The 24,311-nt window shown below is 72.1% G+C and carries 26 protein-coding genes; 16 read left to right on the forward strand and 10 right to left on the reverse strand.

The genetic code is table 11. The annotated features are described in order from the left end of the window. Positions 1–27 precede the first annotated feature (27 nt). The 5 genes from GVL05_RS01935 (at position 28) to GVL05_RS01955 (ending at position 4,442) form a co-directional block, all read left to right on the forward strand. Complete coding sequence (locus tag GVL05_RS01935) at positions 28–1,986, forward strand: DUF11 domain-containing protein (protein WP_159570845.1); 1,959 nt, start codon at positions 28–30, stop codon at positions 1,984–1,986. Positions 1,987–2,130: 144 nt separating this feature from the next. Continuing rightward, a complete protein-coding gene (locus GVL05_RS01940; RefSeq protein WP_123339942.1) occupies positions 2,131–2,790 on the forward strand; it encodes a DUF308 domain-containing protein in 660 nt (219 codons plus the stop codon). Continuing rightward, positions 2,787–3,050, forward strand: coding sequence for a hypothetical protein (locus tag GVL05_RS01945; protein ID WP_111086912.1), 264 nt, complete (start codon positions 2,787–2,789; stop codon positions 3,048–3,050). The genes GVL05_RS01940 and GVL05_RS01945 overlap by 4 nt, the downstream gene beginning before the upstream one ends. A gap of 122 nt (positions 3,051–3,172) precedes the next feature. After that, a complete protein-coding gene (locus tag GVL05_RS01950; protein WP_235035799.1) occupies positions 3,173–3,706 on the forward strand; it encodes an RNA polymerase sigma factor in 534 nt (177 codons plus the stop codon). Then, positions 3,696–4,442: a hypothetical protein gene (locus tag GVL05_RS01955; protein WP_159570851.1), complete on the forward strand. Its 747-nt coding sequence runs from the start codon at positions 3,696–3,698 to the stop codon at positions 4,440–4,442. The genes GVL05_RS01950 and GVL05_RS01955 overlap by 11 nt, the downstream gene beginning before the upstream one ends. 72 nt (positions 4,443–4,514) lie before the next feature. Here the strand turns inward: GVL05_RS01955 and GVL05_RS01960 are convergent, their stop codons facing one another. Next, positions 4,515–5,393 (reverse strand): LysR family transcriptional regulator, encoded by an 879-nt coding sequence (locus GVL05_RS01960; RefSeq protein ID WP_159570854.1) that lies wholly within the window; start codon positions 5,391–5,393, stop codon positions 4,515–4,517. 81 nt (positions 5,394–5,474) lie between these two features. Here GVL05_RS01960 and GVL05_RS01965 point away from each other — a divergent pair, with 81 nt between their 5' ends. Then, positions 5,475–6,758, forward strand: a complete 1,284-nt coding sequence (locus tag GVL05_RS01965; RefSeq protein WP_159570857.1) for an MFS transporter — start codon at positions 5,475–5,477, stop codon at positions 6,756–6,758. A gap of 82 nt (positions 6,759–6,840) precedes the next feature. Then, on the forward strand, positions 6,841–7,446 hold the full coding sequence (locus GVL05_RS01970; protein WP_159570860.1) for a hypothetical protein: 606 nt from the start codon (positions 6,841–6,843) through the stop codon (positions 7,444–7,446). Between the two features lie 206 nt (positions 7,447–7,652). Here the strand turns inward: GVL05_RS01970 and GVL05_RS01975 are convergent, their stop codons facing one another. Beyond that, a complete protein-coding gene (locus tag GVL05_RS01975) occupies positions 7,653–8,573 on the reverse strand; it encodes a cation diffusion facilitator family transporter (RefSeq protein WP_111086907.1) in 921 nt (306 codons plus the stop codon). A gap of 47 nt (positions 8,574–8,620) precedes the next feature. Between GVL05_RS01975 and GVL05_RS01980 the strand changes: the two genes are divergently transcribed. Continuing rightward, positions 8,621–9,286, forward strand: a complete 666-nt coding sequence (locus tag GVL05_RS01980) for a DUF4166 domain-containing protein (RefSeq protein ID WP_159570863.1) — start codon at positions 8,621–8,623, stop codon at positions 9,284–9,286. Between the two features lies 1 nt (position 9,287). Next, positions 9,288–10,265 (forward strand): epimerase, encoded by a 978-nt coding sequence (locus tag GVL05_RS01985; protein WP_159570866.1) that lies wholly within the window; start codon positions 9,288–9,290, stop codon positions 10,263–10,265. On the opposite strand, the gene GVL05_RS01990 is transcribed toward GVL05_RS01985, so the two are convergent. Continuing rightward, positions 10,234–11,223, reverse strand: coding sequence for an EamA family transporter (locus GVL05_RS01990; protein ID WP_159570869.1), 990 nt, complete (start codon positions 11,221–11,223; stop codon positions 10,234–10,236). The two genes, GVL05_RS01985 and GVL05_RS01990, sit on opposite strands and share 32 nt — an antisense overlap. Before the next feature lie 71 nt (positions 11,224–11,294). On the opposite strand from GVL05_RS01990, the gene GVL05_RS01995 reads away from it, so the two are divergent. Then, a complete protein-coding gene (locus GVL05_RS01995) occupies positions 11,295–12,209 on the forward strand; it encodes a LysR family transcriptional regulator (RefSeq protein ID WP_159570872.1) in 915 nt (304 codons plus the stop codon). A 140-nt stretch (positions 12,210–12,349) separates the two neighbouring features. On the opposite strand, the gene GVL05_RS02000 is transcribed toward GVL05_RS01995, so the two are convergent. The 5 genes from GVL05_RS02000 to GVL05_RS02020 all read right to left on the reverse strand — a co-directional run bounded on the left by GVL05_RS02000 (position 12,350) and on the right by GVL05_RS02020 (position 16,920). Beyond that, positions 12,350–13,177 (reverse strand): L,D-transpeptidase family protein, encoded by an 828-nt coding sequence (locus GVL05_RS02000; protein ID WP_235035800.1) that lies wholly within the window; start codon positions 13,175–13,177, stop codon positions 12,350–12,352. Between the two features lie 101 nt (positions 13,178–13,278). Beyond that, positions 13,279–14,397 carry a hypothetical protein gene (locus GVL05_RS02005; protein WP_159570875.1) on the reverse strand — a complete coding sequence of 373 codons (1,119 nt, stop codon included), beginning with the start codon at positions 14,395–14,397 and terminating at the stop codon, positions 13,279–13,281. 182 nt (positions 14,398–14,579) lie between these two features. Further along, positions 14,580–15,965 carry an adenylosuccinate lyase gene (gene purB / locus GVL05_RS02010; RefSeq protein WP_159570878.1) on the reverse strand — a complete coding sequence of 462 codons (1,386 nt, stop codon included), beginning with the start codon at positions 15,963–15,965 and terminating at the stop codon, positions 14,580–14,582. Then, positions 15,962–16,474 (reverse strand): low molecular weight protein-tyrosine-phosphatase, encoded by a 513-nt coding sequence (locus GVL05_RS02015; RefSeq protein ID WP_123293449.1) that lies wholly within the window; start codon positions 16,472–16,474, stop codon positions 15,962–15,964. The genes purB and GVL05_RS02015 overlap by 4 nt, the downstream gene beginning before the upstream one ends. A 47-nt stretch (positions 16,475–16,521) precedes the next feature. Next, positions 16,522–16,920, reverse strand: a complete 399-nt coding sequence (locus tag GVL05_RS02020; protein ID WP_111087052.1) for a phage holin family protein — start codon at positions 16,918–16,920, stop codon at positions 16,522–16,524. 72 nt (positions 16,921–16,992) lie between these two features. Here GVL05_RS02020 and GVL05_RS02025 point away from each other — a divergent pair, with 72 nt between their 5' ends. From GVL05_RS02025 to GVL05_RS02050, 6 genes are all read left to right on the forward strand, one after another. Then, positions 16,993–18,072 carry a histidinol-phosphate transaminase gene (locus tag GVL05_RS02025; protein WP_159570880.1) on the forward strand — a complete coding sequence of 360 codons (1,080 nt, stop codon included), beginning with the start codon at positions 16,993–16,995 and terminating at the stop codon, positions 18,070–18,072. A gap of 23 nt (positions 18,073–18,095) precedes the next feature. Beyond that, positions 18,096–19,232, forward strand: coding sequence for a thiamine pyrophosphate-dependent dehydrogenase E1 component subunit alpha (locus GVL05_RS02030; protein ID WP_159570881.1), 1,137 nt, complete (start codon positions 18,096–18,098; stop codon positions 19,230–19,232). An 86-nt stretch (positions 19,233–19,318) separates the two neighbouring features. Then, complete coding sequence (locus GVL05_RS02035; protein WP_111087054.1) at positions 19,319–20,278, forward strand: alpha-ketoacid dehydrogenase subunit beta; 960 nt, start codon at positions 19,319–19,321, stop codon at positions 20,276–20,278. 46 nt (positions 20,279–20,324) lie between these two features. Then, entirely contained in the window at positions 20,325–21,926 is a 1,602-nt protein-coding gene (locus GVL05_RS02040) for a dihydrolipoamide acetyltransferase family protein (RefSeq protein ID WP_159570883.1), read from the forward strand. 159 nt (positions 21,927–22,085) lie between these two features. Next, a complete protein-coding gene (locus GVL05_RS02045; RefSeq protein WP_159570886.1) occupies positions 22,086–22,667 on the forward strand; it encodes a GNAT family N-acetyltransferase in 582 nt (193 codons plus the stop codon). Between the two features lie 129 nt (positions 22,668–22,796). Beyond that, entirely contained in the window at positions 22,797–23,531 is a 735-nt protein-coding gene (locus tag GVL05_RS02050; RefSeq protein WP_123293453.1) for a GntR family transcriptional regulator, read from the forward strand. Positions 23,532–23,618: 87 nt separating this feature from the next. Here GVL05_RS02050 and GVL05_RS02055 read toward each other — a convergent pair whose 3' ends face one another. Both GVL05_RS02055 and GVL05_RS02060 read right to left on the reverse strand, forming a co-directional pair. After that, positions 23,619–24,071: a glucose PTS transporter subunit IIA gene (locus GVL05_RS02055; protein WP_159570889.1), complete on the reverse strand. Its 453-nt coding sequence runs from the start codon at positions 24,069–24,071 to the stop codon at positions 23,619–23,621. Next, positions 24,068–24,304, reverse strand: coding sequence for a PTS transporter subunit EIIB (locus tag GVL05_RS02060; RefSeq protein WP_071253138.1), 237 nt, complete (start codon positions 24,302–24,304; stop codon positions 24,068–24,070). The genes GVL05_RS02055 and GVL05_RS02060 overlap by 4 nt, the downstream gene beginning before the upstream one ends. Positions 24,305–24,311: the final 7 nt, after the last annotated feature.

Below are 24,311 nucleotides of genomic sequence, written 5' to 3' on the forward strand. Positions count from 1 at the left end.
TGACCGCTCGATCGCGACGATCGGGACATGACAGAACCCACTGCTCCGACATCCGTCCCGGACCCGCTCCGGTCGCGGGCTGCCCGTCGCTTCGCGACGGTGTGCACCGCGCTGACCGCCCTCGCCGTCCTCGCGGCTCCTGCGATCCTGCCCACCGGCTCGAGTGCGGCGACACTCGACTTCCCCTACGACAACTCGTTCACCAGCGCGGCCGGTGGCACCCTGAGCGGTGACGCCGCGATCGTCGACGGCCGTCTCCGCCTGACCGACGACGTCCGGAACCAGGCCGGGGCGTGGTCGACGAACGACACGTTCCCGTCGGGCACCGGGCTCGAGATCGCGTTCGACTACGCGATGCACACCGACAAGGACGACCCCGGCGCTGACGGCCTGCTGCTCTTCCTCGCCGACGGCGCCGCCGTGCAGGGGGTCGGGGCGTTCGGCGCCGGCCTCGGGTACGCCTGCCGGAGCACGCAGACCGAGGGCGGCGGACAGGCGTGTGACCTGCCCGGGGTCCCTGGTGGGTTCGCCGCGATCGCGATCGACCACTACGGCAACTTCTCGTCGCGGATCAACGGCTCGGGGCCGAGGGCGCAGGCCGACCACGTCGTCGTCCGCGGGTCCGGCAACGGGAACGACGGCTACCGCTACGTCGCGGGGGCTCCGGCACCCGGGGGCACCGTGACGACCGGCTCGACGCCGCGCACGGTCCGCGTCACGCTGCTGCCGGGCGAGGACGGCGAGCTCACGCTGACGGTGCGGCTGCAGGTCGGTCAGGTGATGCGCACCGTGCTCGACGGGGTCCCGCTGCACGGCGACGGACAGGTGCCGATGCCGAGCACGCTGCGGCTCGGGTTCGCCGGCGCCACCGGCAGCCACGTGAACACCCACGAGATCGACGCCCTCCGGGTCTGGAAGCCGGCGGACCTGTCCGTGGAGCACGACCTGCCCGCGACCTCGGTCGCCGGCAGCACCGTCCGGTACACCGTGACCGCACGGAACCCCGGTCCGAACGACGCCGAGCCGAGCCCACTGCGGGTGGACGTCCCCGAGGGCATCGAGGACGCCACCTGGACCTGCGCGCCGGCAGCGGGTTCGGGCTGCGCCGTCGCGTCAGGAGCGGGCGACGTCGAGACGGACCTCGCCCTGCCCCGCGGCGGATCGGCCGTCGTCACCGTCGAGGGGCGCATCGCCGACGGTGCCGAGGGGCCGCTCGAGAGCGTCGCGACCATCGCACCGCCGTCGTCGATGTCCGACACGAACGAAGCCGACAACGCCTCGCGGGCGAGCACCACGGTCGTCACGGCCGTGGCCGCGGCGCACGTCGAGACGGACAAGTCCGTCTCACCCACGACCGTCGAGCCCGGCGACGAGGTCGTGTACACCGTGACCGCACGGAACCGTGGGCCATCGGTAGCCCAGCAGGTCGGCGCGACGGACGACCTGCCCGACGCGATGCGGTTCGTCGGGTCCGACGACGGCTGCACGGCCGAGGGGCAGCGGGTGACCTGCCGTTCCGACGTCGCGCTCGCCGTGGGGGAGACCCACGACTTCCGGCTCCGGGCCGTGCTCGATCCGGAGTACCAGGGGGACGGCTCCGACGTGGTGAACGTGGCCACGGCGACCTCCCCGACGGACCCGGACGGCGGCGACCCGTCGACCGAGGTCGCGATCGTCGTCGACCAGGACGACGAGGGTCCCGCGCCGACCCCGTCCCCGACCCTGGCGCCCGACCCCGACGACGCGGCATCGGTGCCGGATGCTCCCCGCGGTGACGACGGCGACGGCGACCGGGGTCCCCGTGGCCCCGTCACCGACGCGGCGCCGCAGGCCGCACGGGGCGCCCTCGCCTACACCGGCGTCGAGGACCTCGGGCTGGTCGCCGCGCTCGCCGCGGTGGTCGTCGCGGCCGGTTCGACCTGCTGGTGGCTCGCGCGTCGGCGTGGACGGCGTTCGGTGGTGACGGACGACCAGCCACGGTCCTGATCCAGCGGTGGGGTGGCGTCGTCCGGGCGACGCCACCCCGGCCGGCATTCGAGCATCCTCAGTGCTGCGGACCCCCGGCGGTCGGTCGGCTGCCACCGCGGCGGTAGGATCGATCTCACGATCCGCATGCCTGAAAGAGGTCCCGTGTCCGACACCGTGGACGACGCCACCACCGTGAACGAGGCGACCCAACGCGCGCGGTACTGGCCGATCCCGATCCTCCGGGCTGTGCCCGCCGCGGTCGTCGCGCTCGTCATCACCTTCTCGACGAACCACGCCGCCGGCTACGGCCTGCTGTTGTTCGCGGGCTTCGCGCTGGTCGAGGGGCTCGTGCTCCTGTGGGCCGGCGTCGCGCGGCTCCCGCTCGACGGTCGGTCCCGCCGCACCACGCTGCTGCAGGCCGTCATCACCCTGCTCGCCGCCGTCGCCGGGTTCGCCGGCAACGGCCTCGGGCTGCCGGCGTTCATCTCGGTCATCGTCGCCTTCGCGGTGCTCACCGGTGCGCTCGAGCTGGCACAGGGTCTGCGGGCTCGTCGTCGTTCCCCCTTCGCGCGGGACTGGACCACGATCGGCGCGCTCACCCTGCTGCTCGCGATCGCGTTCCTCATCACCCCGCCGGACTACTCGCAGCAGCTCGGTGGTGTGGAGCAGGTCACCGGCACGCTCGACGCCTCGATCGTCCTGGTCGGCCTGCTCGGCGCCTACCTCGCCATCACGGCGGTCTTCCACGTGATCGCCGGCCTCTCGCACAAGTGGGGCACGGCCACGCCGTCCGTCGCCCCGGACGGAGCACCACACGCATGACCACCCCCAGCCGTCGTGACCGTCTGCGCCCGGTCGAGCTCCTCGGGATCTCCGCGATCATCGCGGTGTTCACCGGACTCGTCGTGCTGTTCTCGACGCGGGAACTGCAGCTGGCCGTGATCTTCCTCGGCGTCGCGTTCATCGTCGTCGTCGTGGTGCTGGCGATGCTCCAGCTCGCGTCGACGAGCGACCAGGACGACAACGACATGCTCGGCGGGCACAAGACGCCCGGCGACGGCGAGGGCGACGACTTCCACTGATCCACGGCGGTCGCCGCCGATCGCACCGCGGTCGGACACGCCCGAGATCACGTTTCCGCCACGGTCCTGTCAGGATCGCGGGTCCTGCCGACACCTCTGGGTGAAGGAGGTGGGATGTGGACGTGACGACCGACACGGACGAGGCGCTCGTCCGTGCGATCGCGCAGGGGGACACCGATGCGCTCGCACGGGTGTTCGACCGCTACGCCGCCACGCTCACCCGGTACGCCTGGGCACTCGTCGACGACCGGTCGGACGTCGAGGAGATCGTGCAGGACACGTTCCTGACCCTGTGGCAGCGAGCGGTGGCGCTGGAGCTCCCGGCGGCCACCGTGCTGCCGTGGCTGCTCGTCGTCTGCCGGAACCACGCCTTCAACACCGGGCGCAAGCAGGCCCGCCGCCGCGCGGACGAGCTCCCCGAGCACCTCTCGTCGCCGGCCGAGCACGACGAGGCCCGCGAGACCCTGCGCTGGGTCCGGGCCGAGATCGCCGCGCTCCCCGACGTCGACCGCCGCATCTGCGAGCTCTGCCTGCTCGAGGGGCACTCCTACGCCGAGGCCGCCGAGCTGCTGGGCCTCAGCGTCGGGGCAGTCACCCAGCGCGTCTCGCGCAATCGACGCCGACTCAAGAAGGTGGTGATGCACGATGAACACTGAGCCTCCCGAGGGAGACGACCTGCAGCGCATGCTCGTCTCGATGAAGCAGCACGTCCTCGAACGTGCCACCCCGCGCCCGAAGCGCCGTCGTGGTCGGTCCGGTGTGGTCATCGGCGTCGTCGCGCTGCTCGCCGTCGGTACCGCTACCGGAGCCGTCGCGCTGACGCTCTCGCAGCAGGACACCCCGGTCGCCGCGCCCACCCAGACGCAGGCGCCCGAGCCCTCGCCGACGGCCACCACCCCGAGTTCCGCACCGATCACCGGCACGCCACGCCCCACCGCGACGTCGACGCCCCTGAACACCACCGCCACGATCCCGACGGACTGCCGCGCGGTCGTGCCGGCGTCGGAGTACTCCCGGTTCTTCGGGGACATCACCGCGACCGAGCAGGACATCGACGGCGCGAGTGACGGTGGCGACGGCACCGCCGCTACCGGACTCAGCTGTGAATGGCGGGCGCCGGGTGCGGACGGTGGGGCGCTGTACGTCACGGTCTCCACCACGACCGCAGAGCAGACCCGGAACCAGGTCGACACGTTCGGTGACGAGGCCGGCGGCACCTGCACCGAGCGTCCGGACGGCACACTGTGTCAGCTCCGAGCGACCCTCGACGGCGGCGTCGCCAAGGCGTACACCCTGTACGTCCGCGGCGACAGCTCCGTCGTCGTCGACCAGATCGGCTTCCCGACCGACAACCTGCTGGGTGCGGTCGTCGGGGAGGTGTGGGGGGACTGACGGCCAGGAGGCTCGTGGCGGACCCGCCCCGTGCCTCCTGTCCGTCGGTGGGGTCCACCCACCGGCGCCGCGTCAGACGACGCGCGCGGCCACGATGTCGCGCGCCAGCGTCCGGACCGCACGGTTCGGCTCCGGACTCGTGCGGATCGCCAGGCCGATGCGGAGTGGTTCGACCGCGTCCTCGAGCTCGAGGACCGCGCCGTCGTGCCGCACTCCGGAGTCCGGCACGACCCCGACCCCCAGCCCCGCCGAGGCGAACCGGATGACCGCGGGCATGTCGTTCATCTCGGCGACGATCCGCCGTCGGATCCCGAGCCGCTCGAGTGCGCCGTCCAGGATGATCCGGTTGCCGAACCCGTGCGCGGTGTCGACGAAGGGTTCGTCCGCGAGGTCGGCGAGCGACACCGAGCGGCGCCCGGCCAACGGGTGGTCCGACGCCGTGAAGACGCGGAACGGCATCTCGCGCAGCGGTTCGACCACGACTCCGGCCGGCACCGTCGGCAGCCCCGTGTACGCGAGGTCGAGCCGCCCGGCGACGAGGTCCTGCACGAGCCCGGTCGTGCCCGACGGTGAGGTCATGAGCTCCACGGTGACGAGTGGGTGCCGCCGCCGGAACCGCTGCAGCACGCCGGTCAGGTCGACGATGTCCATGCTCGTGAAGATGCCGAGCCGCACCCGTCCGCGCAGGTCGGCGTCGTCCACGGTCGCCAGGTCGCGCATCCGGTCGAGCGACTCCAGCACGGCGCGGGCGTGCGGGAGCAGGTCCTCCCCGGCGGTCGTGAGCACGAGGTGCCGTCCGGTGCGGTCGAACAGCCGCACGCCGAAGGTCCGCTCGAGCGAGGCGATCCCGGCCGACACTGTCGACTGCGCCGCCCAGAGCCGTTCGGCCGCGCGGGTCACGCTGCCCTCGGCGGCGACGGTCACGAACTGTTCGAGCAGGCGGGTCTCCATTACCCCATCATCGATCCGATCGATGGACGGCATCAAGAGCATCCGTTGGACTCGATGCTCGGGGCGCGCGATCATCGGAACATGTCAACCGTGACCGACACCCCGACGGGCGCTCTCCCCGCCACAGCATCCGCTCCCGCGAGCGAGCGTGTCCCGGCCCCCCGTGGCCGTCGTGCGCACACCCGTCGGCGTCACGGCTTCGGCTTCTGGGCCGTCGCCTTCGCGTTCCTGTCGGTGATGGCCTTCGCGACGGTCCCCGCACCGCTGTACGTCATCTACCAGGCACGGGACGGCTTCCCCACGTTCACCACCACGATCATCTTCGCCGCGTACGGCGTCGGGGTCGTCGGGTCCCTGTACCTGGCCGGACACCTCAGCGACGTGCACGGGCGGAAGCCGCTCATCCTCGTGTCGATCGCGCTCGCGCTCGTCGCCGCCGTGCTGTTCCTGGTCTGGAACGACGTCACCGGCCTCATCGTCGCGCGACTCGTGACCGGCCTCGGCGTCGGGACGCTCACCGCCACGGCGACCGCCCACCTCGGTGAGCTCCGGGTCCGTGCGACCGGTTCGTCCGACTCGGCGAAGGGCGCGAGCGTCGCCGCCGGTGCCGTGAACCTCGGCGGGCTGTCGCTCGGCGCCCTCGTCGGGGGTGCGCTCGCCGAGTTCGTCGGAGCGCCGCTCATGGTGCCGTACGTCGTGTTCGTCGTCGCACTGGCCGTGGCCTTCGTGCTCGTCCTCGTCGTGCCGGAGACCGTCGCCCGCCCCGAGACCCGCGTGCCCTACCGCCCGCAGCGCATGCAGGCACCGGAGGGCAAGGCCGCCGCGTTCTGGGCAGCCGGTGCCGCGGCGTTCGCGGCCCTCGCGGTCCAGGGGCTCTTCACCTCGGTCGCCCCGACGTTCCTCGGCACCACCTTCCACGTCACCGACCGGCTGGCGGCCGGTGCGACGACCTTCGGGGTGTTCGCCGCGAGCGCCGTCTCGCAGATCGTGTTCGCCCGACTCACGCAGCGCACGCAGATCCGGCTCGGCATGGTGCTCCTGGTCGGCGGCCTGGCGGTGCTCGCCGTCGCCGCGGTCCTGCTGCAGGTCGCCGGCTTCATCGGCGGTGGCGTCGTGGCGGGCGCCGGGGTCGGGCTGCTCTTCCGGGCCAGCATCGCGAGCGCCGGAGCCCTGGTCGGTCCCGAGCGTCGGGGCGGGGTGCTCGCGGCCACGTTCCTCATCGCCTACGCCGGGCTGACGGTGCCGGTCGTGGCCGTCGGGGCGGCGCTCCTGGTGATCCCGACCCTGCCCGTCCTGATCGGGTACGTGGTGCTCGTCGCCGTCCTGGCCGTCATCGCCGGCACCCGACTGGCCGCGCGCGCCTGACGCGGGGCGGGCCTCCCGTCCGCCCGTCGCATCCCGGAACACGGTTCCGTCGTCCGGGTCGCGCGCCCGGCATACTGGGCGCGTGCCCCAGAACCGCAACCGTCCCGTGATCACGGGGATCGCGGCCGTGGTGGCCGCCGGTCTCCTCGTCGGCGGGTTGTTCCTGACGGCGCGGCAGGGCGCGGACGACCCGACCATCGGTGCCGGATCGCGCTCCGGGACGCCGACCGACGCGGCAACCGCCTCCGGCGACGGCACCGTCACGATCAAACGCACCGGGCCGGACCTGCCCGGCGACGCCACCCTGGCGCGGTGCGACTCCACGACCCAGGCGGCCGTCGCCCAGTACGACACCGCGGCGCTCGGCCAGGTCACCCTGCAGTGCGGCACGTCGGCACAGGGCTACGAGCACATCCGGCAGCGGCACACTGCCGACTGGCAGGAGGTCGTCGCGGGCCACGGTTCCCGCGACTGGGACGACGCGATGCTCACGGCCGTGCAGACGGCGCTGGTGTCACCGCGAGCAGGATTCCCGGTCGACGCCGGGGACGGCAAGGTCTGCTACGCGGCACCGGTGCGGTTCGACGACGGGTCGCGTCCGGATGCGGACCCGTTCGTGAAGGTCATCGTCTCCGCCACCACCGACCGCGTCATCACGGCGTACCCGACGCGCACCGACGACTGCTGACGCGGGCGGGCGGGCGCGGGTGAGTGCGTCCGCCGACCCCGAACGACACTCTCGATGTCGTACGACGGCGAGGATGTCGTCTCGGGGCACCGGCAACAGTGCGCGCGTGCAACGAATGACGAAGCCGATGTCGTACGACGTCGACGAAGTCGTTCCGCGTCGACAGGTGCGGCGGGTGCGACGAGCCAGCCACCCACACGGCATCCCTACGCGTGCACCTCGTGCTCGTGCCGCCGGTGCGACGCGGGCTCCAGCTGGAAGGTCGAGTGCTCCACGGGCACGTCGAAGTGCTCCGCCACGCACTGCTGCAGCTCGTCGAGGATCCGCGGAGCGTGCGCCGTCGAGAAGCACTCGTCGTCCACCACCACGTGGGCGGTCAGGTTCGGGACCCCCGTCGCCACCAGGGTCGCGTGCAGGTCGTGCACGGCGATGACGTGCTCGAGCTCGAGGATGTGGCCCCGCACGTCGTCGAGGTCGAGCCCCGGCGGCGTGGACTCGAGCAGCACGTTCGCGGTCTCGCGCAGCAGCCGGATCGCCCGCGGCAGGATGAGCAGGCCGATGAGGATCGCAGCGACCGAGTCGGCACGCTCCCACCCGGTGAGCATGAGCACGACCGCGGCGGCGATGACGGCGACCGAGCCGAGGGTGTCGTTGAGGACCTCGAGCCGGGCGGCGCGCGAGGTGAAGCCCTCGCCCGAGGCCCGCAGCAGCACGCCGTAGGCCACCAGGTTGCCGACGAGTCCGATGATGCCGAACACGAGGAGCGGTCCGGAGTGGATCTCGGCGGGCACGAACAGCCGTTGGATCGCGGAGATGATCACGAAGACGCCGACCGCGAGCAGGATCGCCGCCTGGGCGGTGGCACCGAGCACCTCGGCACGTTGGAAGCCCCACGTGCGCTGCGTCGTCGGGCTGCGGCGGGCGAGCCGCGTCGCGACGAGGCCGATGCCGAGCCCACCGGTGTCGACGACCATGTGCCCGGCATCGACCAGCAGCGCGAGGGAGCCCGTGACGACGGCGCCGACGACCTCGGCCAGCAGGATCGTCGCCGAGATGCAGAACGCGATGAGCAGTGCGCGCTCGGACGCGTGCCCGTGCGAGTGCCCTGCTCCGTGGTCGTGACCCATGTGCCACATCGTAGGGATCGGCACCGACGACATGCCAGGATCGGGACGTGACCCGGTCGCCCTACGAGCTGTCCACACCATCCGACGTGCTGGCCCGGTTGCACCCGCGGCTGTCGGCGTACTTCGGCGCGATCCCGCCGGGCCACGTCGGCCGCGGTGAAGGGGTGTTCGACGTCGTCGGCACACCGCGCCGGTGGCTGTGGCCGCTGCTCGCCTGGTTAGCCCGCGATGCCGTCATGTTCCCGGTCTGGGAGCGGGACGTCCCCTTCACGGTCGAGAACCACCCGGCTCGCGTCCGTCGTGGTCGTGCCGGACGGGAGGCCCGCCCCGCGGTCCGCGCGCACCGCACCTTCCGGTTCCGCTCCGGCAGCCGCACGATGGTGGACGCCATCACCGCCGAACCGGACGGCCTGGTCGACCACCTCGGTCGCCACGGGCGCGTCAGCGCCCGGCTCCGGGCGGAGGTCGACGCGCACGGGCCGGACGCGGGCGCCCTGCGCCTGGTCTCCACCCGCGTGACGTTCCGTGCGCTGGGACGCGAGGTGCGCCTTCCGGCCCGCATCGCACCGCGGGTCCTGCTCACAGAACGATTCGATGACGAAGCGGACCTGCAGCGCGTGTCCCTGGTGCTCTCGGCGCCGGTGCTCGGCACGCTGTACCGGTACGAGGGGGCGTTCCGGTACGAGATCGCGCCGGACACAGGACGGGGATGAGATGAGCGACCAGAAGGGCCGCGTCGTGATCGCGGGCGCGAGCGGGTTCGTGGGGCAGTACCTGCGGGACGCCTTCACCGAAGAGGGTTACCAGGTCGTCACGGTCGGCCGGACGGGCGACGCGGTGTGGGGGAACACCCTGCGCATCCGCGAGCTCGTCGACGGTGCAGCCCTCGTCGTGAACATGGCGGGCAAGAGCGTCAACTGCCGGTACGGCCGACGCAACCGCGCCGAGATCATGCGCTCCCGGGTGGACACCACGCTCGAGCTCGCCGAGGCGATCCGCACCGCCGAGCAGCCCCCACCGCTGTGGCTCAACGCCTCGACCGCGACGATCTACCGCCACGCCGACGACCGCCCCCAGGACGAACTGACCGGCGAACTCGGCGAGGGCTTCTCGGTCTCGGTGGCGCGTGCGTGGGAGGACGCCTTCTTCGGCGCCGACCTGCCGTCGACCCGTCGGGTGGCGCTCCGGATGGCGATCGTGTTCGGCGACGGCAGCGCCCTCGTGCCGCTGCTCCGGCTGGCGCAGGCGGGCCTCGGCGGGCCGCAGTACGACGGCGCCTGGGTGCCGACGCGTTCCCGGCTGCGGGCGGGGACGTACCACCACCACCGGCCGACCCGGGGTCGCCAGCGGTTCAGCTGGGTGCACATCGCCGACGTGCTCGGCACGATCCGGTTCGTCCGCGACCACCCGGAGATCGAGGGAGCGGTGAACGTGTCGAGCCCGAACCCGTCCGACAACCGGACCGTGATGGCGACGATCCGTGACGCCGTGGGTCGCCGGTTCGGACTGCCGACGCCGCGGTGGATGCTCGAGGTCGGGTCCTTCGCGATCCGCACCGAGACCGAACTGGTGCTCAAGAGCCGGTGGGTGGTGCCGACGCGGTTGACCCAGGCGGGGTACGAGTTCCGGTACCCGCACCTGCGCGGTGCGCTCGCCGGGATCATCGCGGAGCGTCGCCAGCACCGGGGCTGAGCACCGGCACCGGGACTCCGTCGACCGGCGTCGGCACCGGGACCTCGGAAGGCGACGAGTGCGACGGACCCGACGCGCGTGCCGGTCGCGACGCGCGTGCCGGTCGCGACGACCACAGCACCGCCCCGACCACGACGGCGCCGGCGAGCACCTCGACCAGGTCGGGCACCTCGCCGAAGGCCGCCCACGACGCGAGCACACCGACGACCGGCACGAGCATCGAGAACGGGGCGACCGTGCTCGACGGGTAGGTCGCCATCAGTCGCGACCAGATCCCGTAGCCGACCAGGGTCGCGACGAGCACGATGTAGAGCAGGCCGAGGTCGGCCGGCAGCGCCTCGGCGCTGAAGGCCGTGCCGAGTGCGGTACCGATGCGGTCCGGCCCCTCGACCACGACCGACAGCACGGCCATCGGGATCGGCGGCACGACCGACCACCAGAGCGTCAGGTGCAGCGGGTTCGCGGCTCCTGCTCGCCGGGTCGCGACGTTGCCGATCGCCCACCCGAGTGCGCCGCACAGCGCCAGCACCACCGGCAGCAGGGCCGCCGTCTGCGACCGGTGCAGGGCGATCAGGCCGAGGGCGGCGACCGCGATCGTCACGCCGATGACCTGTCGTCCGGTGAGCCGTTCGCGCAGGAACACGCCGGCGAGCACCACGGTGAACGGCGCCGAGGCCTGCAGCACGAGCGAGGCGAGCCCGGACGGCATCCCCGACGCCATGCTCAGGTACAGGAACGAGAACTGCAGCACCCCGAGCCCGAACCCGACGAGCAGCAGCCGCCCGAACGGGATCTTCGGCCGCGGCACGAACAGCAGCGTGGGGATCGCCAGGATCGTGAACCGCAGGGCCGCGAGGAGGAACGGCGGGAAGTGCTCGAGGGCGAGCGCGGTCGCGGGGAAGTTCAGGCCCCAGACGGCGGCGACGACCAGGGCGAGGAGGCGGTCACGGGTGGTCATGCTCCGATCGTGGTGGCTCGGAACGTGTAGGACCAGCGAATTGTTCGCAACCGACGTTGTAGCCTCCCTGCATGGTCGACTTCGACGTGCACCTGCTCGCCGTCCTGCGCGAACTCGCCGAGCGCGGCAGCGTCACTGCCGTCGCCGAGGCCACGCACCGCACGCCCAGCGCGGTGTCGCAGCAACTGCAGACGCTGCAGCGGCAGGTGGGCGTCCCGCTCGTCGAGCGCATCGGCCGCGGCGTCCGGCTCACCGCCCACGGCGACGTACTCGCCGGACTGTCGACCGGCGTCGCCACGGCGATCGCCCGGGTCGACGCCGCCTGGCAGGAGCACCTGGGCGGCGCGACGGGCAGCGTCGACCTCGCGATCTTCCCGTCGGCGGCCGAACTGCTGCTGCCCGGGGTCCTCACCCGGATGCGCGCGCACCCCGGCATCGAGCTGACGCTCGTCGACGTGGACGTCAGCGAGGGGGAGTTCGCACCCCTCGCCGCCGACCACGACATCGCCGTCGGACACCGCTCGGACGGGGTGCGGCCGGCGGACCAGGGATCGGTGGAGACGGTCCCGCTCCTGCGTGAACCGCTCGACGTGGCCCTGCCGCCGGGGCACCGGCTCGCCGGTCGCGAGCGCGTCGGGATCGACGAGGTCGTCGGCGAGACCTGGATCGGCGTGCCGGAGGGGTACCCGATCGACCGGGTCCTGCAGGCGATGGCGGCGGCGTCGGACGCTCCGCCGAGCGTCGCCTTCCGGACGATCCACCTGCCCGTCATCGAGAACCTGGTCGCCGCGGGCCACGGCGTCGCGCTCGTGCCCCGCTACACCTCGGGCACGCGGGCGTCCGGCCGGTTCCACCTGGCCGAGCTGGCCGACGTGCGGGCGGGGCGCCGGATCGAGGCGCTGGTCCGCCCCGACCGTGCGGTCCGCCCCGTGGTGCGCACCGTCCTGGAGGCGCTGGTCGCCGAGGCCCTGGACGTCACCACCTGAGACGGTCGCGCCCACTGCCGGGCGCACGCCGTGCCTCCCGGCCGCGTGGGCGCTGCGGCAGACCCGCTTCGTGAGCAGGAGCGGTCGGGTGCCGCGCCGCGACTCGACCTCTTCTGCTCACTCGGTGAGCGCCAGGGGCGTCAGCGCACCTGGATCGGGGTGCCGAGCGGCAGGAGCTCCGCGAGCGCGGTGATGTCGGCGTTGTGCATGCGGATGCAGCCGTGCGATGCGGCGGTACCGATGCTCGAGGTGTCGTCGGTGCCGTGCAGCCCGATCTGTCCCGGGCCGCCACCGAACGAGTTCAGCACGTCCGAGAACGCCGTCGTGCCGTAGGCGTACGGGCCGTACCCGGCGTTCGTCGGCGCCAGCAGCTCGGTCAGGGCGAAGCGGCCCGTCGGCGTCGGCGTCCCACCGGTACCGGTCGCGACGGGGTAGCTGTCGACGACCTTGCCGGCCTTGTAGAGGTCGAGGGTGTTGGTCGACGTCGTCACCACGATCGCGTACGGGTCGGCGGACAGGTCGACGGACGTCTTCTCCACCCAGCCGGTGCTGCCGTTCGGACGCTGCGCGAGCTGCACCTGCACCCACCCGTCCTGCTGCGCCACCACGAGGAACACGAGCGGGGCGCCGGAGGCCTGGGGGTTCGGCAGCGTGGTCGTGACCGCGCCGCCCGGGGCGGTGTGCACCGCGATCGACGCGCCGCGGACCGCAGCGACCGTCGACGTCGCCGGGGCGTGCACCGCGTCCACCGGGCCGCGGCTCGCGGTCGGCGTCGGCGTCTGCGTCGGTCCCCGGGTCGCGCTCGCTGTCGGCGTGCTCGATGCGACCGGCGAGGGCGCCGAGGTGGGCGCGGCGGCCGGAGCGGACCACGGGCGCATCGCCAGGACGACGATCACCGCAGCGACGGCGATCGCCACGGCAGCGGCGAGCACCCCGGGGCGGAAGCGGGACGACGACGGTCGGGGCACGGTGCGGCTCCTCGGTTCGGACGTGGCGACGGCGCCCGGCGTGGAACTCGCCGGACGCCGTCGGACGCCGCGGAGGACGTCGGTTCGGTCGGTGCTGCGGATCAGCCGGTGAAGGCCGCGTTGCCCGGGACCGGGACCGCGACGGGAGCCGGGTCGTCGACCGGGGTGGGGTCGGTGCCCGGTGTCGTCGGGTCGGCCACGATCGTCACGGCGAAGCTGACCAGGATGCCGCTGTCGTCCCCGCTCAGGATGAGGGCGACGTCGCCGGCCGGGATGTCGGCGCTGAACGTGGCGGTCCCGGAGACGTTGCCGTCCGCGTCGGCGGTGAAGACCTGGTCCGCACCGACGTACTCGAGGTCCGGCAGCAGGATCGCGGGCAGCACCTTCTCACCCGGCAGGAAGCCGGTCGCGGTGACCTGCACACCCGGGTCGCGGAGCGACGACTGCGTGGTCGGCGTCTGCACCCGGATCGTGCCGGTCGGCTCGGGGGTGAAGTAGGTGTTGTCCTGGTTCCGGGAGATCCCCGTGACCGTGCCGGTCCCGGTGAGCGTCACCGCGCCGTACGCGTTGATGGTGGCGTCCGGGGTGGTCGCCGCGAACTGGGCCTGGAAGGCAGCGAGGGTCGCCGCGGTGCCCGCGGCGATGGTGCCGACCGGCAGCGTGGCCGTCCAGGTGCCGTCGACGGCGGTGGGTCCGGTGGCCGAGGTGGTCAGGACGACGCCGTCGCCCGGGGCGTTGTCGGTCGAACCAGCGGTGTCGACCACCAGTGCGTAGCGGGCGTCACCCGACGCGATGAGGTCGGCGGTGCCGAGGCCGAGGCCCTCCCGCGATGCCTTCACCGTGCTGCGGACATCGGTGAGGTCGGTCGCGGCGCTGCCGGTCGTGGCGTGCGCGAGGAGCGTGCCGGTCGGCAGCGTCGCGCCGCTCGCGCCGAACGTCGGCGTGCCGCCCGTGGTGAACCAGTTCGCCGGGAAGGCGCCGCTCGTCCAGGTCGTGAGGTCGTCCGCGGCGACCCACTCGGTGCCGGCCGGCGTCGCGGCACGGCTCTCGGGCGAGGCCTTCGCAGCGGTGCCCTCGCCCGCAGTGCCCGTGATGGACTGCTGGGACGCTGTGGGGGTCGGGCTCGGCGCGTTCTCGGCCGTGGCGACGCCCGGGAGGGCGACGAGCGCGGCTGCGAGCGCGGTCACCGCGGCGGCGGTGGCGATGGTGGTACGGCGCATGGATGGGTTCTTCCGGTTCGAACACCCGAGCGGGGTGCAGCGCGGACCCGGTTCCGTGCTCCGCGACGTCGCGGTCCCCCCAGTGTCCGTCGCGAGCTTACGTGAGGAACCGTCGCGCGTCACGCGGATGTCCGGGAACGTCGGAAGTCGGACGTCCGACGTCGGACGTCTGGCGTCCGACGTCAGACGTCGAGGTGGTCGACCAGCTCGTCCGCCAGGCCCGTGTACGTCGCCGGCGTCAGGTTCGTCAGCCGGGCCTTCGCGCCGTCCGAGATGTCCAGGCCGTTCACGAACACGATGAGGTCCTGCTGGGTCACCCGCTTGCCGCGCGTGAGGTCCTTGAGCATCGCGTAGGGGTCCTCGATGTTCGACTGCCCGGCGGTGACCTCGGCACGGATGACCGTCTGGATCGCCTCGGCGAGGACCTCCCAGTTGTGGTCGAGGTCGTCGGCGAGCTTGGCCTCGTTCACCGAGATCTCGCCCAGGCCGCGGCGCAGGTTGTCGAGCGCGAGCAGCGAGTGCCCGAACGCGACGCCGATGTTCCGCTGCGTGGTCGAGTCGGTCAGGTCGCGCTGCAGACGGCTCGTCACCAGGGTCTCGGACAGGGTGGAGAACAGCGCCGACGAGATCTCGAGGTTCGCCTCGGCGTTCTCGAACTTGATCGGGTTGATCTTGTGCGGCATCGTCGACGAGCCGGTGGCACCGGCGACCGGGATCTGCGTGAAGTACCCCATCGAGATGTAGGTCCACACGTCGGTCGCCAGGTTGTGCAGGATGCGGTTGGCGTGCCGGATCCGGTCGTACAGCTCGGCCTGCCAGTCGTGCGACTCGATCTGCGTGGTGAGCGGGTTCCAGGTGAGCCCGAGGCCCTCGACGAACTCGCGCGACAGCGTCGGCCAGTCGGCCTCGGGGTCCGCGGCGAGGTGGGCCGAGAAGGTGCCGGTCGCGCCGGAGAACTTGCCGAGGTACTCGCCGCCCTCGATCTGGGCCAGGACGCGCTCGAGCCGGTAGACGACGACCGCGAGCTCCTTGCCGAGCGTCGACGGGGTCGCGGGCTGCCCGTGCGTGTGGGAGAGCATCGGGACGGCGCGCAGCTCGACGGCGAGCGTCCGCAGCTTCTCGAGCACAGCACGGTACGCCGGCAGCCAGACCTGGTCGACGGTGTCGCGCACGGTCAGGGCGTACGACAGGTTGTTGACGTCCTCGCTCGTGGCGGCGAAGTGGGTCAGCTCGGCGATCGCGTCCAGCCCGAGCTCCGAGAGCCGGCGGCGGACGAAGTACTCGACGGCCTTGACGTCGTGGCGGGTCGTCGCCTCGATCTCGGCGAGTTCGGCGATCTGGTCGTGGCCGAAGGTCTCCACGATGCGCCGGAGCGCGGCCTTGTCGTCGACGCTGAGCGGCGAGGTGGTGAACATCGCGTGGTCGGTCAGGAAGACCAGCCACTCGACCTCGACCACGATGCGCGCGCGGTTGAGCCCGGCCTCGGAGAGGTACTCGCCCACCGTGTGCACGATCGGGTAGTAGCGCCCGTCGAGCGGGCTGATCGGCTGCGGGGGAAGGGGGGTCATGGGGCTCCCTGACGGACGGCCGGCTCGAGCTGGTGGAAGAGCGCCCGGCAGGCCCGTTCGACGGTCGAGAGCACTCGGTCGAACTCGTGCCGGTCCGCGTAGTACGGGTCCGGCACGTCGGTCTGCTGGGGCCAGGCGTCGTCGTACCGCAGCAGGAGCGTCACCTTGGCGGAGTCGTCCATGGTCGGTGCCCACGATCGCAGGACGCGTTCGTGGGAGCGGTCGAGTGCGACCACCAGATCGAGGTCCGGGAACCGGTCCGGGTCGAACTGACGGGCGCGATGCCTGCTGCCATCGTATCCGCGTGCCGCGAGGGCTGCGATCGTGCGCTCGTCGGCCGGTTCGCCGACGTGCCAGTCACCAGTGCCGGCCGACTCGACGTGGAAGCGTTCGGCGAGCCCGGCGTCCGCGGCGATCTGCGCGAAGACGACGCCGGCCATAGGGGACCGGCAGATGTTGCCACTGCAGACGAACGAGACGCGGAACGGGGCGTCGACGTCCGGGGCCATGGTCACATCATGACGCAGGGAGGTGTCCTCCGCGAGGTCCGTCCGCGTCACGCCCGCTGGCGGTTCAGCACCGGGCGGACGAACAGCCCGATCAGCCAGGCGAAGACGGCGAGCACGAAGGCCCCGACGATGCCCCAGCCGAACGACTCGACCTCGAGCCCGAAGCCGAACGCGTCCGAGATGCCCGCGACGATGAGCAGCAGGATCGCGTTCACGATGAAGGAGATCAGCCCGAGGGTCAGGATGTAGATCGGGAACGCCACGATCCGGATCAGCGTGCCGATCACGGCGTTGACGAGCCCGAACACGAAGGCCACGAGCAGGTAGGTGAGCACGGTCGCCGTGGTCCCGCCGTCGCCGAACGCGGTGACGGAGACGCCGCTGACGATGAGCGTGGTGAGCCAGAGGGCCACGGCGTTGACGACGAGGCGGACGAGGAATCGCATGCACCCATGATGCCCTTCGACACCCGCGCAGTCACCGACACCGCCCGCACGGCCGCGGGTTAGCCTGTGCAGGTGAGTGAGCAGCGTGTGCACATCCGGCCCGAGATCGCCGTCCTCCCCGCCTACAAGCAGGGACGCCAGGCCGCCGACGACGCCTTCAAGCTGTCGAGCAACGAGAACCCGTTCCCCCCGCTCCCCGGGGTGGTCCAGGCCGTGCAGGCGCAGACCGCGTTCAACCGCTACCCGGACGCCACCGCCCTGGCCGTCCGTGCCGCGCTCGCGAACCGCTTCGGACTGACCGCCGACGAAGTGCACGTCGCCCCGGGCAGCGTCGCGATCCTGCACGAGCTCGCCCGCGCGACCTCCGGCCCGGGCGACGAGATCGTCTACGCCTGGCGGTCGTTCGAGGCCTACCCCGGCGTCGTCACCGTCGCGGGTGCCACGAGCGTGCAGGTGCCGAACCGGCCGGACGGCGGCCACGACCTCGACGCGATGGCCGCCGCCGTCACCGACCGCACCCGCATGGTGATCGTGTGCACGCCGAACAACCCGACCGGCCCGATCGTGACCGAGTCCGAGTTCGCGTCCTTCATGGCCGCGGTGCCGCAGTCCGTGCTGGTCGTGCTCGACGAGGCATACGCCGAGTTCGCCACCGACGAGGCCGCCGTGCACGGGCAGCCGTTGCTGGCCCGCTACCCGAACCTGGTCGTCCTCCGGACCTTCTCGAAGGCGTACGGTCTCGCCGGGCTGCGCGTCGGCTACGCCCTCGGCCCGGTGTACGTGCTCGAGGCGGTCCGCGCGTGCGCGATCCCTCTCTCCGTCACGGCCCAGGGGCAGGCGGCCGCACTGGCCAGCCTGGAACGCGAGGGCGAACTGCTCGAGCGGGTCTCCGAGATCGCCGCGCTGCGGGACCGCATCGTCACCGAGCTGCGCGAGCAGGGGTGGGCCGTGCCGGACGCCCAGGGCAACTTCGTCTGGCTGCCGACGGGGGACCGCACGGTCGCTGCAGCCGCCGCCTTCGAGGAGGCCGGCATCATCGTGCGGGCCTTCCCGCCGGAGGGCATCCGCATCTCGATCGGCGAGCACGAGGCTGTGGAAACGCTCCTCGAAACGGCCCGCTCGCTTGTGGGGGACCTCCAGGTGGCCGACTGATGCCTGCCGCTACGCTGGCCCGCATGTCATTCCGCGCCGCGGCTCCCGCGACGACCACCGTCCGGCTCCTCGACCCCGAGGGTCGGTTCGTGGAGTCCGACGAGAACGCCGAGTTCGCCGCCGCCGCGCGGGCGATCCCCGACGAGACCCTGCTGGCGATGCACCGCCGCATGGTCCTCACCCGACGGTTCGACCACGCCGGCCACAACCTGCAGCGCACCGGCCAGCTCGGCCTCTGGGTGCCGAGTCACGGGCAGGAAGCGGCGCAGACCGGTTCCGCCTTCGCCCTGCGCGCCCAGGACCACGTCTTCCCCTCGTACCGCGAGCACGCCGTCACGATGCAGCGCGGTGTCGAGCCGATGGAGATCATCGCGATGTACCGCGGGCAGACCCACGGTGGATGGGACCCGGACCAGCGCGGCAACACGCACATCTCCACCCTGGTGATCGGCTCGCAGACCCTGCACGCCACGGGCTACGCGCTCGGCCAGAAGCTCGACGGCGACGTCGGCACGGGCGACCCCGACCGTGACGCGTGCTCCGTCGTCTACTTCGGCGACGGCGCGACGAGCCAGGGCGACGTGAACGAGGCGTACGTGTTCTCGGCGTCGACGAAGGCCCCCGTCGTCTTCTTCCTGCAGAACAACCACTGGGCGATCTCGGTGCCGGTGTCGGTGCAGTCGCCGACGCCGCTCGTCGACCGTCCCCGCGGCTTCGGGATCCCGAGCGTGCTGATCGACGGCAACGACATCCTGGCGTCGTACACCGCGTCGGTCGTCGCCACCGACCACGCCCGCAGCGGCCAGGGTCCGGCCTTCATCGAGGCCGACACCTACCGCATCGGCGCGCACACCAGCTCGGACGACCCGAGCCGGTACCGTGCCGACGGCGAACTCGAGGACTGGGTCCGCCGCGACCCGATCGTCCGCTCCGAGGCGTACCTGCGCTCGAAGGGCGCGACCGACGAGCAGTTCGCCGCGTTCGACGAAGAGGGCGAGGACATCGCCGCCGACGTCCGCCGCCGCACCGTGGCGCTGACCCCGCCGTCCGTCGACGTCATGTTCGACAACGTCTACCGCGAGCCGCACCCGCTGGTCGCCGAGCAGAAGGCCTGGCTCGAACAGTACGAGGCCGGTTTCGAAGGGGGCGCCCACGCATGAGCACCACCGAGCAGCTCTTCGACTACACGCTGCGGTCCCACCCGGGCGCCGGCGAGGTCCCGAGCGACCCCACCCCGACCCTGCCGATGGCGAAGGCCCTCAACGCCGGGCTCGCCGCGGCGATGCAGGCGGACGACAAGGTCCTGCTGATGGGCGAGGACATCGGCCAACTCGGCGGCGTCTTCCGCATCACCGAGGGCCTGCAGGACCGCTTCGGCCCCGAGCGCGTGCGGGACACCCCGCTCGCCGAGGCCGGCATCATCGGCACCGCGATCGGCCTCGCCCTGCGCGGCTACCGCCCGGTCGTCGAGATCCAGTTCGACGGCTTCGTGTGGCCCGGCTTCGACCAGATCACCTCGCAGCTCGCGAAGATGGCGAACCGGCTGCCGGCGCACATGTCGCTGCCCGTCGTCATCCGCATCCCCTACGGCGGCCACATCGGTGCCGTGGAGCACCACCAGGAGTCGCCCGAGGCGTACTTCGCGCACACCCCCGGTCTGCGCGTGGTCAGCCCGAGCACCCCGAACGACGCCTACTGGATGATCCAGGAGGCCATCGCCTCGAAGGACCCGGTCGTCTTCCTCGAGCCGAAGTCGCGCTACTGGCCCAAGGGCCAGGTCGACCTCGTCGACGGGCACGTCCCGATGCACACCACGCGTGTGGCACGCACCGGCACCGAGGTCACCCTCGTCGGCCACGGTGCGATGGTCGCGACCCTCATGCAGGCCGCCGAGCTCGCCGAGTCCGAGGGCACGAGCTGCGAGGTCATCGACCTCCGCTCGATCTCGCCCATCGACTGGGACCCGATCCTCACCTCGGTCCGCAAGACCGGTCGCCTCGTCATCGCGCAAGAGGCGTCCGGCTTCGTCAGTGTCGGCAGCGAGATCGCCGCCACCGTCGCCGAGAAGGCGTTCTACACGATGCAGGCGCCGCCGCTGCGGGTGTCCGGGTTCGACATCCCGTTCCCGGTCTCGAAGCTGGAGCACCTGCACCTGCCGGACGCCGACCGCGTCCTCGAGGCCGTCGACCGCGCCCTCGCGTACTGATCCAGCTCGACTGACCCAACTCGTCCGAACGCCGAAGGAGCCGTAAGTGGCCGTCGCCGAATTCCCCCTGCCCGACGTGGGCGAAGGCCTCACCGAGGCCGAGATCGTGCAGTGGCGCGTCGCGATCGGGGACGAGATCACCGTCGACCAGGTCCTGGTCGAGATCGAGACCGCGAAGTCGCTCGTCGAGCTGCCGTCGCCGTTCGCCGGCACCGTCACGGGGCTGCTCGTGTCCGAGGGCGACACGGTCGAGGTCGGCAAGCCGATCATCCGTGTCGAGTCCGACGCGTCGGTCGCGTCCGGTGCGCCGGTCGCCGCTCCAGCTGCTCAGTCGGGAGGCCCGGCACCGGTCGCCGACAGCGTCCCGACCTCGCCCGTGGTCGCCCCGACCCCGCCGGCAGCGCCCGCCCCGGTGGCTCCGGTCGCGCAGACCCAGCCCGTCCCCGCGGCGGCCCCGGCACCTGCTGCTGCACCTGCTCCCGTCGTCGCTGCCGCGCCCACAGCTGCACCGGCAGCATCGGTGCAGCCCGTCGCCGACAGCGCCTCCGTCGTCGGGACGGACGAGTCCTCCGGCGCCGTCCTCGTCGGCTACGGCTCGGCGACCTCGTCGCCGTCGCGGCGCAAGCCGGGCGCCCGCCGGGCCGCAGCCCTCGCGGCCGAGGCGAGCCGTGCCTCCAGTGTGGATGCGCAAGCAGCGGCCGAAGCGGCCAGCGATCCCGGTGAGGACACCACCGCCGAGGCGATCGCCGGTCTGGCCTCCGCGCCCGCGCGCAAGCAGACCCTCGCGACCAACGTGCTCGCGAAGCCGCCGATCCGGAAGCTCGCGAAGGACCTCGGTGTCGAGCTGACCGAGATCGTCGCGACCGGGTTCGCCGGCGAGGTCACCCGCGACGACGTCATCCGGCACGCGAAGCAGGCCAGCGTCTTCCGCAACATCGAGACGCCCGAGTGGGGCGAGGTGCGCAGCGAGACGATCCCGGTCAAGGGCGTCCGCAAGGCCATCGCGACCGCGATGACCACCTCGGCGTTCACCGCACCGCACGTGTCGCTGTTCGTCGACGTCGACGCGACCCACACGATGGAGTTCGTCAAGCGGCTGAAGGCCTCGCCGACGTTCGCCGGCGTCAAGGTCTCGCCGCTGCTCATCGTGGCGAAGGCCGTCATCTGGGCCGTCCGCCGCAACCGTTCGGTGAACTCGACCTGGACCGATCGCGAGATCATCGTCCACCACTTCGTGAACCTCGGCATCGCCGCGGCGACCCCGCGCGGGCTCATCGTGCCGAACATCAAGGACGCGCAGGACATGTCGCTGCTCGAGCTGGCGCAGGCGCTCGAGGAACTCACCCTCACCGCCCGTGACGGCAAGACGACGCCGAAGCAGATGGCGAACGGCACGGTCTCGATCACGAACATCGGCGTGTTCGGCATGGACACCGGCACCCCGATCCTCAACCCGGGCGAGGTCGCCATCGTCGCCATGGGCACGATCAAGCCGAAGCCGTGGGTCGTCGACGGCGAGGTCCGGTCGCGCATGGTGACGACCATCGGCGCCTCGTTCGACCACCGCGTCGTCGACGGCGACGTGGCGTCGCGGTTCGTGCACGACGTGGCCTCGGTGCTCGAGGAGCCGGCGCTCCTGCTCGACTGAGTGGCGTTCAGGGGCCGGCGCGTCGGTCGTTCCGCTTCGTGAGCAGAAATGGTCGGGTGGCTTCGAGCCACTCGACCATTTCTGCTCACCATCTGCGGCCTTCCGCAATCGTCGCGTGGTGTTCACACGGATGTCGGTGGTGCGGGGGATGATCGGGGCATGGTCCACCAGCTCCTGACCCCCTCGCAGGAGATCCGAACGGATCGCCTCCTGCTCACCCCGCTCACGCCGGCCGACATCGACGACGTGCACGCGGTGTTCGCCGACGCCCGCACCTGGCAGCACCTGCCGAGTGGTCGGCACGTCGCCCGGAGCTCGAGCGTGGACCTGGTGCAGCGGAAGATCGGTGGTCGGGCCCGACACGGACTCGGTTCGTGGGCTGTCCGCACGGCTGCAGACCACGCGTTCGTCGGGGTCGGCGGGGTCGACATGACCGCCGGTGGGGTCTGGAACCTCGGGTACCGGTTGGCTCCCGCGGCCTGGGGGCAGGGCTTCGCGTCCGAGATCGCCCTCGCTGCCGTGCGAGCCGCCGCCGAGACCGCGCCGGACGTCCCCGTGACGGGTCGCGTGCTCACGAACAACCCGGCGTCGGCTGCGGTGCTCCGTCGGGCCGGGCTGTCACTCGTGTGGCAGGGGGTTCCCGGGGTGCAGACGTCCTCCGCCGCGGGGGTCGAGGGGCAGGTCTGGACCGACCGGCTGCTCTCCGACGAACAGTTCGCCTGGCTCGTCCGCAACGCCTGAACCCTCCCGCCGGTCCACGCGGAACGTCACGCACGTTGGCGTTCCGAGGTCGACTCGCTACTGTGATGGGAACTGGTCATGTCCGCGCATGACCACCACCCAGGACCAGCAACGGAGCACGAGGGACGCATGACGAGCCGCATCACCGAGGGTGCCGAACCGAAGCACCAGCAGCTGCGGCGCATCCTGCTCGACCTCGCCACCGCCCGCCTGGCCCCCGGCGCCGCCATCCCGTCCGAACGCCAGCTCATCGCCGAGTACGGCGTCTCACGGATCACCGTGCGCGAAGCCCTCGGACAGCTCGTCAACGAGGGCTACCTCGAGCGCGTGCGCGGCAAGGGCACGTTCGTGGCGCACCGCCCCGTGCAGTCGACGCTGCACCTGGCGTCGTTCACCGAGGAGATGCGCGCGATGGGCCACGTCCCGACGACGGTGGTCCTGGTGCGCGAGGAACGTGTGCCGCCGAGTGACACCGTGGCGGCCCTGCGGCTCGACGCCGAGGTGTCGGCCTTCCACGTGAAGCGACTCCGGATGGCGGACGGCGCTCCGGTGTCGATCGACGACGCCTGGCTCGTGGCCGATGCGTTCCCGGGGCTGCTCGACCACGACCTGTCCGGGTCGGTGTACTCGATCATCGCGAACGAGTACGGCACCCCGATCGACCGGGCACAGCAGACGGTGGCCGCGAACCCGGCCGCCGACGACGTCGCGACCCTGCTCGGCACGAAGACCGGTGCCCCGGTGCTCGAGTTCGACCGGGTGTCGTACGCGGGGGAGCGCCCCGTGGAGCACACCCGCAGCTGGTACCGCTCGGACCGCTACCGCGTCCAGATGGAGGTCACCGCGACCCCGGCGGTCGCGTAGTCCGGCACGAACGCGAAAGCGACTCTGTGCTGCGAACGTTCCGCAGCACAGAGTCGCTTCGGCAAGGAAGAACCGGGGTGGCCCGCGTCAGACCTCGAACAGGGTGTCGCCGTCGAGCACCGTGGTGCCCACCGTGCCCTGGTCGATGGTGTCCGGCGCGGATCCGAGCACCACGACCGGGCAGATCGGCGAGTAGCCGGCGGCCGAGATCACCGACGGGGTGAACCGGACGACGGGGTCGCCGGCCGTGACCGTCGAGCCCTCGGTGGCGAGGAGCTCGAAGCCCTCGCCCGACAGCTTCACGGTGTCGATGCCGACGTGCACGAGGACGTCCGTGCCCGCCGAGCCCTGCAGGGCGAACGCGTGCGGGTGCAGCTTCACGATGGTGCCGTCGACCGGGGCCACCGCGGTGACCGCGCCCTCGACGCCCGTCGGGTCCACGGCCACACCGGCGCCGACGAGCTGGCCGGCGAACACCGGGTCCGGCACGTCAGCGAGGGCGACGACCGGGCCGGCGAAGGGCGTGCGGACCGCCGTCACAGTTCGTCCTGGATGTCCTGCGCGAGGTTGTCGGCGACCGTGCCGACGATGACCTGCCAGCCGGTGCCGCCGCCGACGACGGCCTGGGCGCCCGCAGCCTGCAACGCGGCCTTGTCGACGAGGTCGCCGTCCTCCACCTCGACACGGAGGCGCGTGATGCAGCCCTCGACCTCTTCGATGTTGTCGGCACCGCCGAGCGCGGCGATGATGTCGGCTGCCTTGATGTCGGCCATCGTTTCC

It is taken from the genome of Curtobacterium sp. 18060 (assembly GCF_902706105.1).
In the GTDB taxonomy this organism is placed as follows: domain Bacteria; phylum Actinomycetota; class Actinomycetes; order Actinomycetales; family Microbacteriaceae; genus Curtobacterium.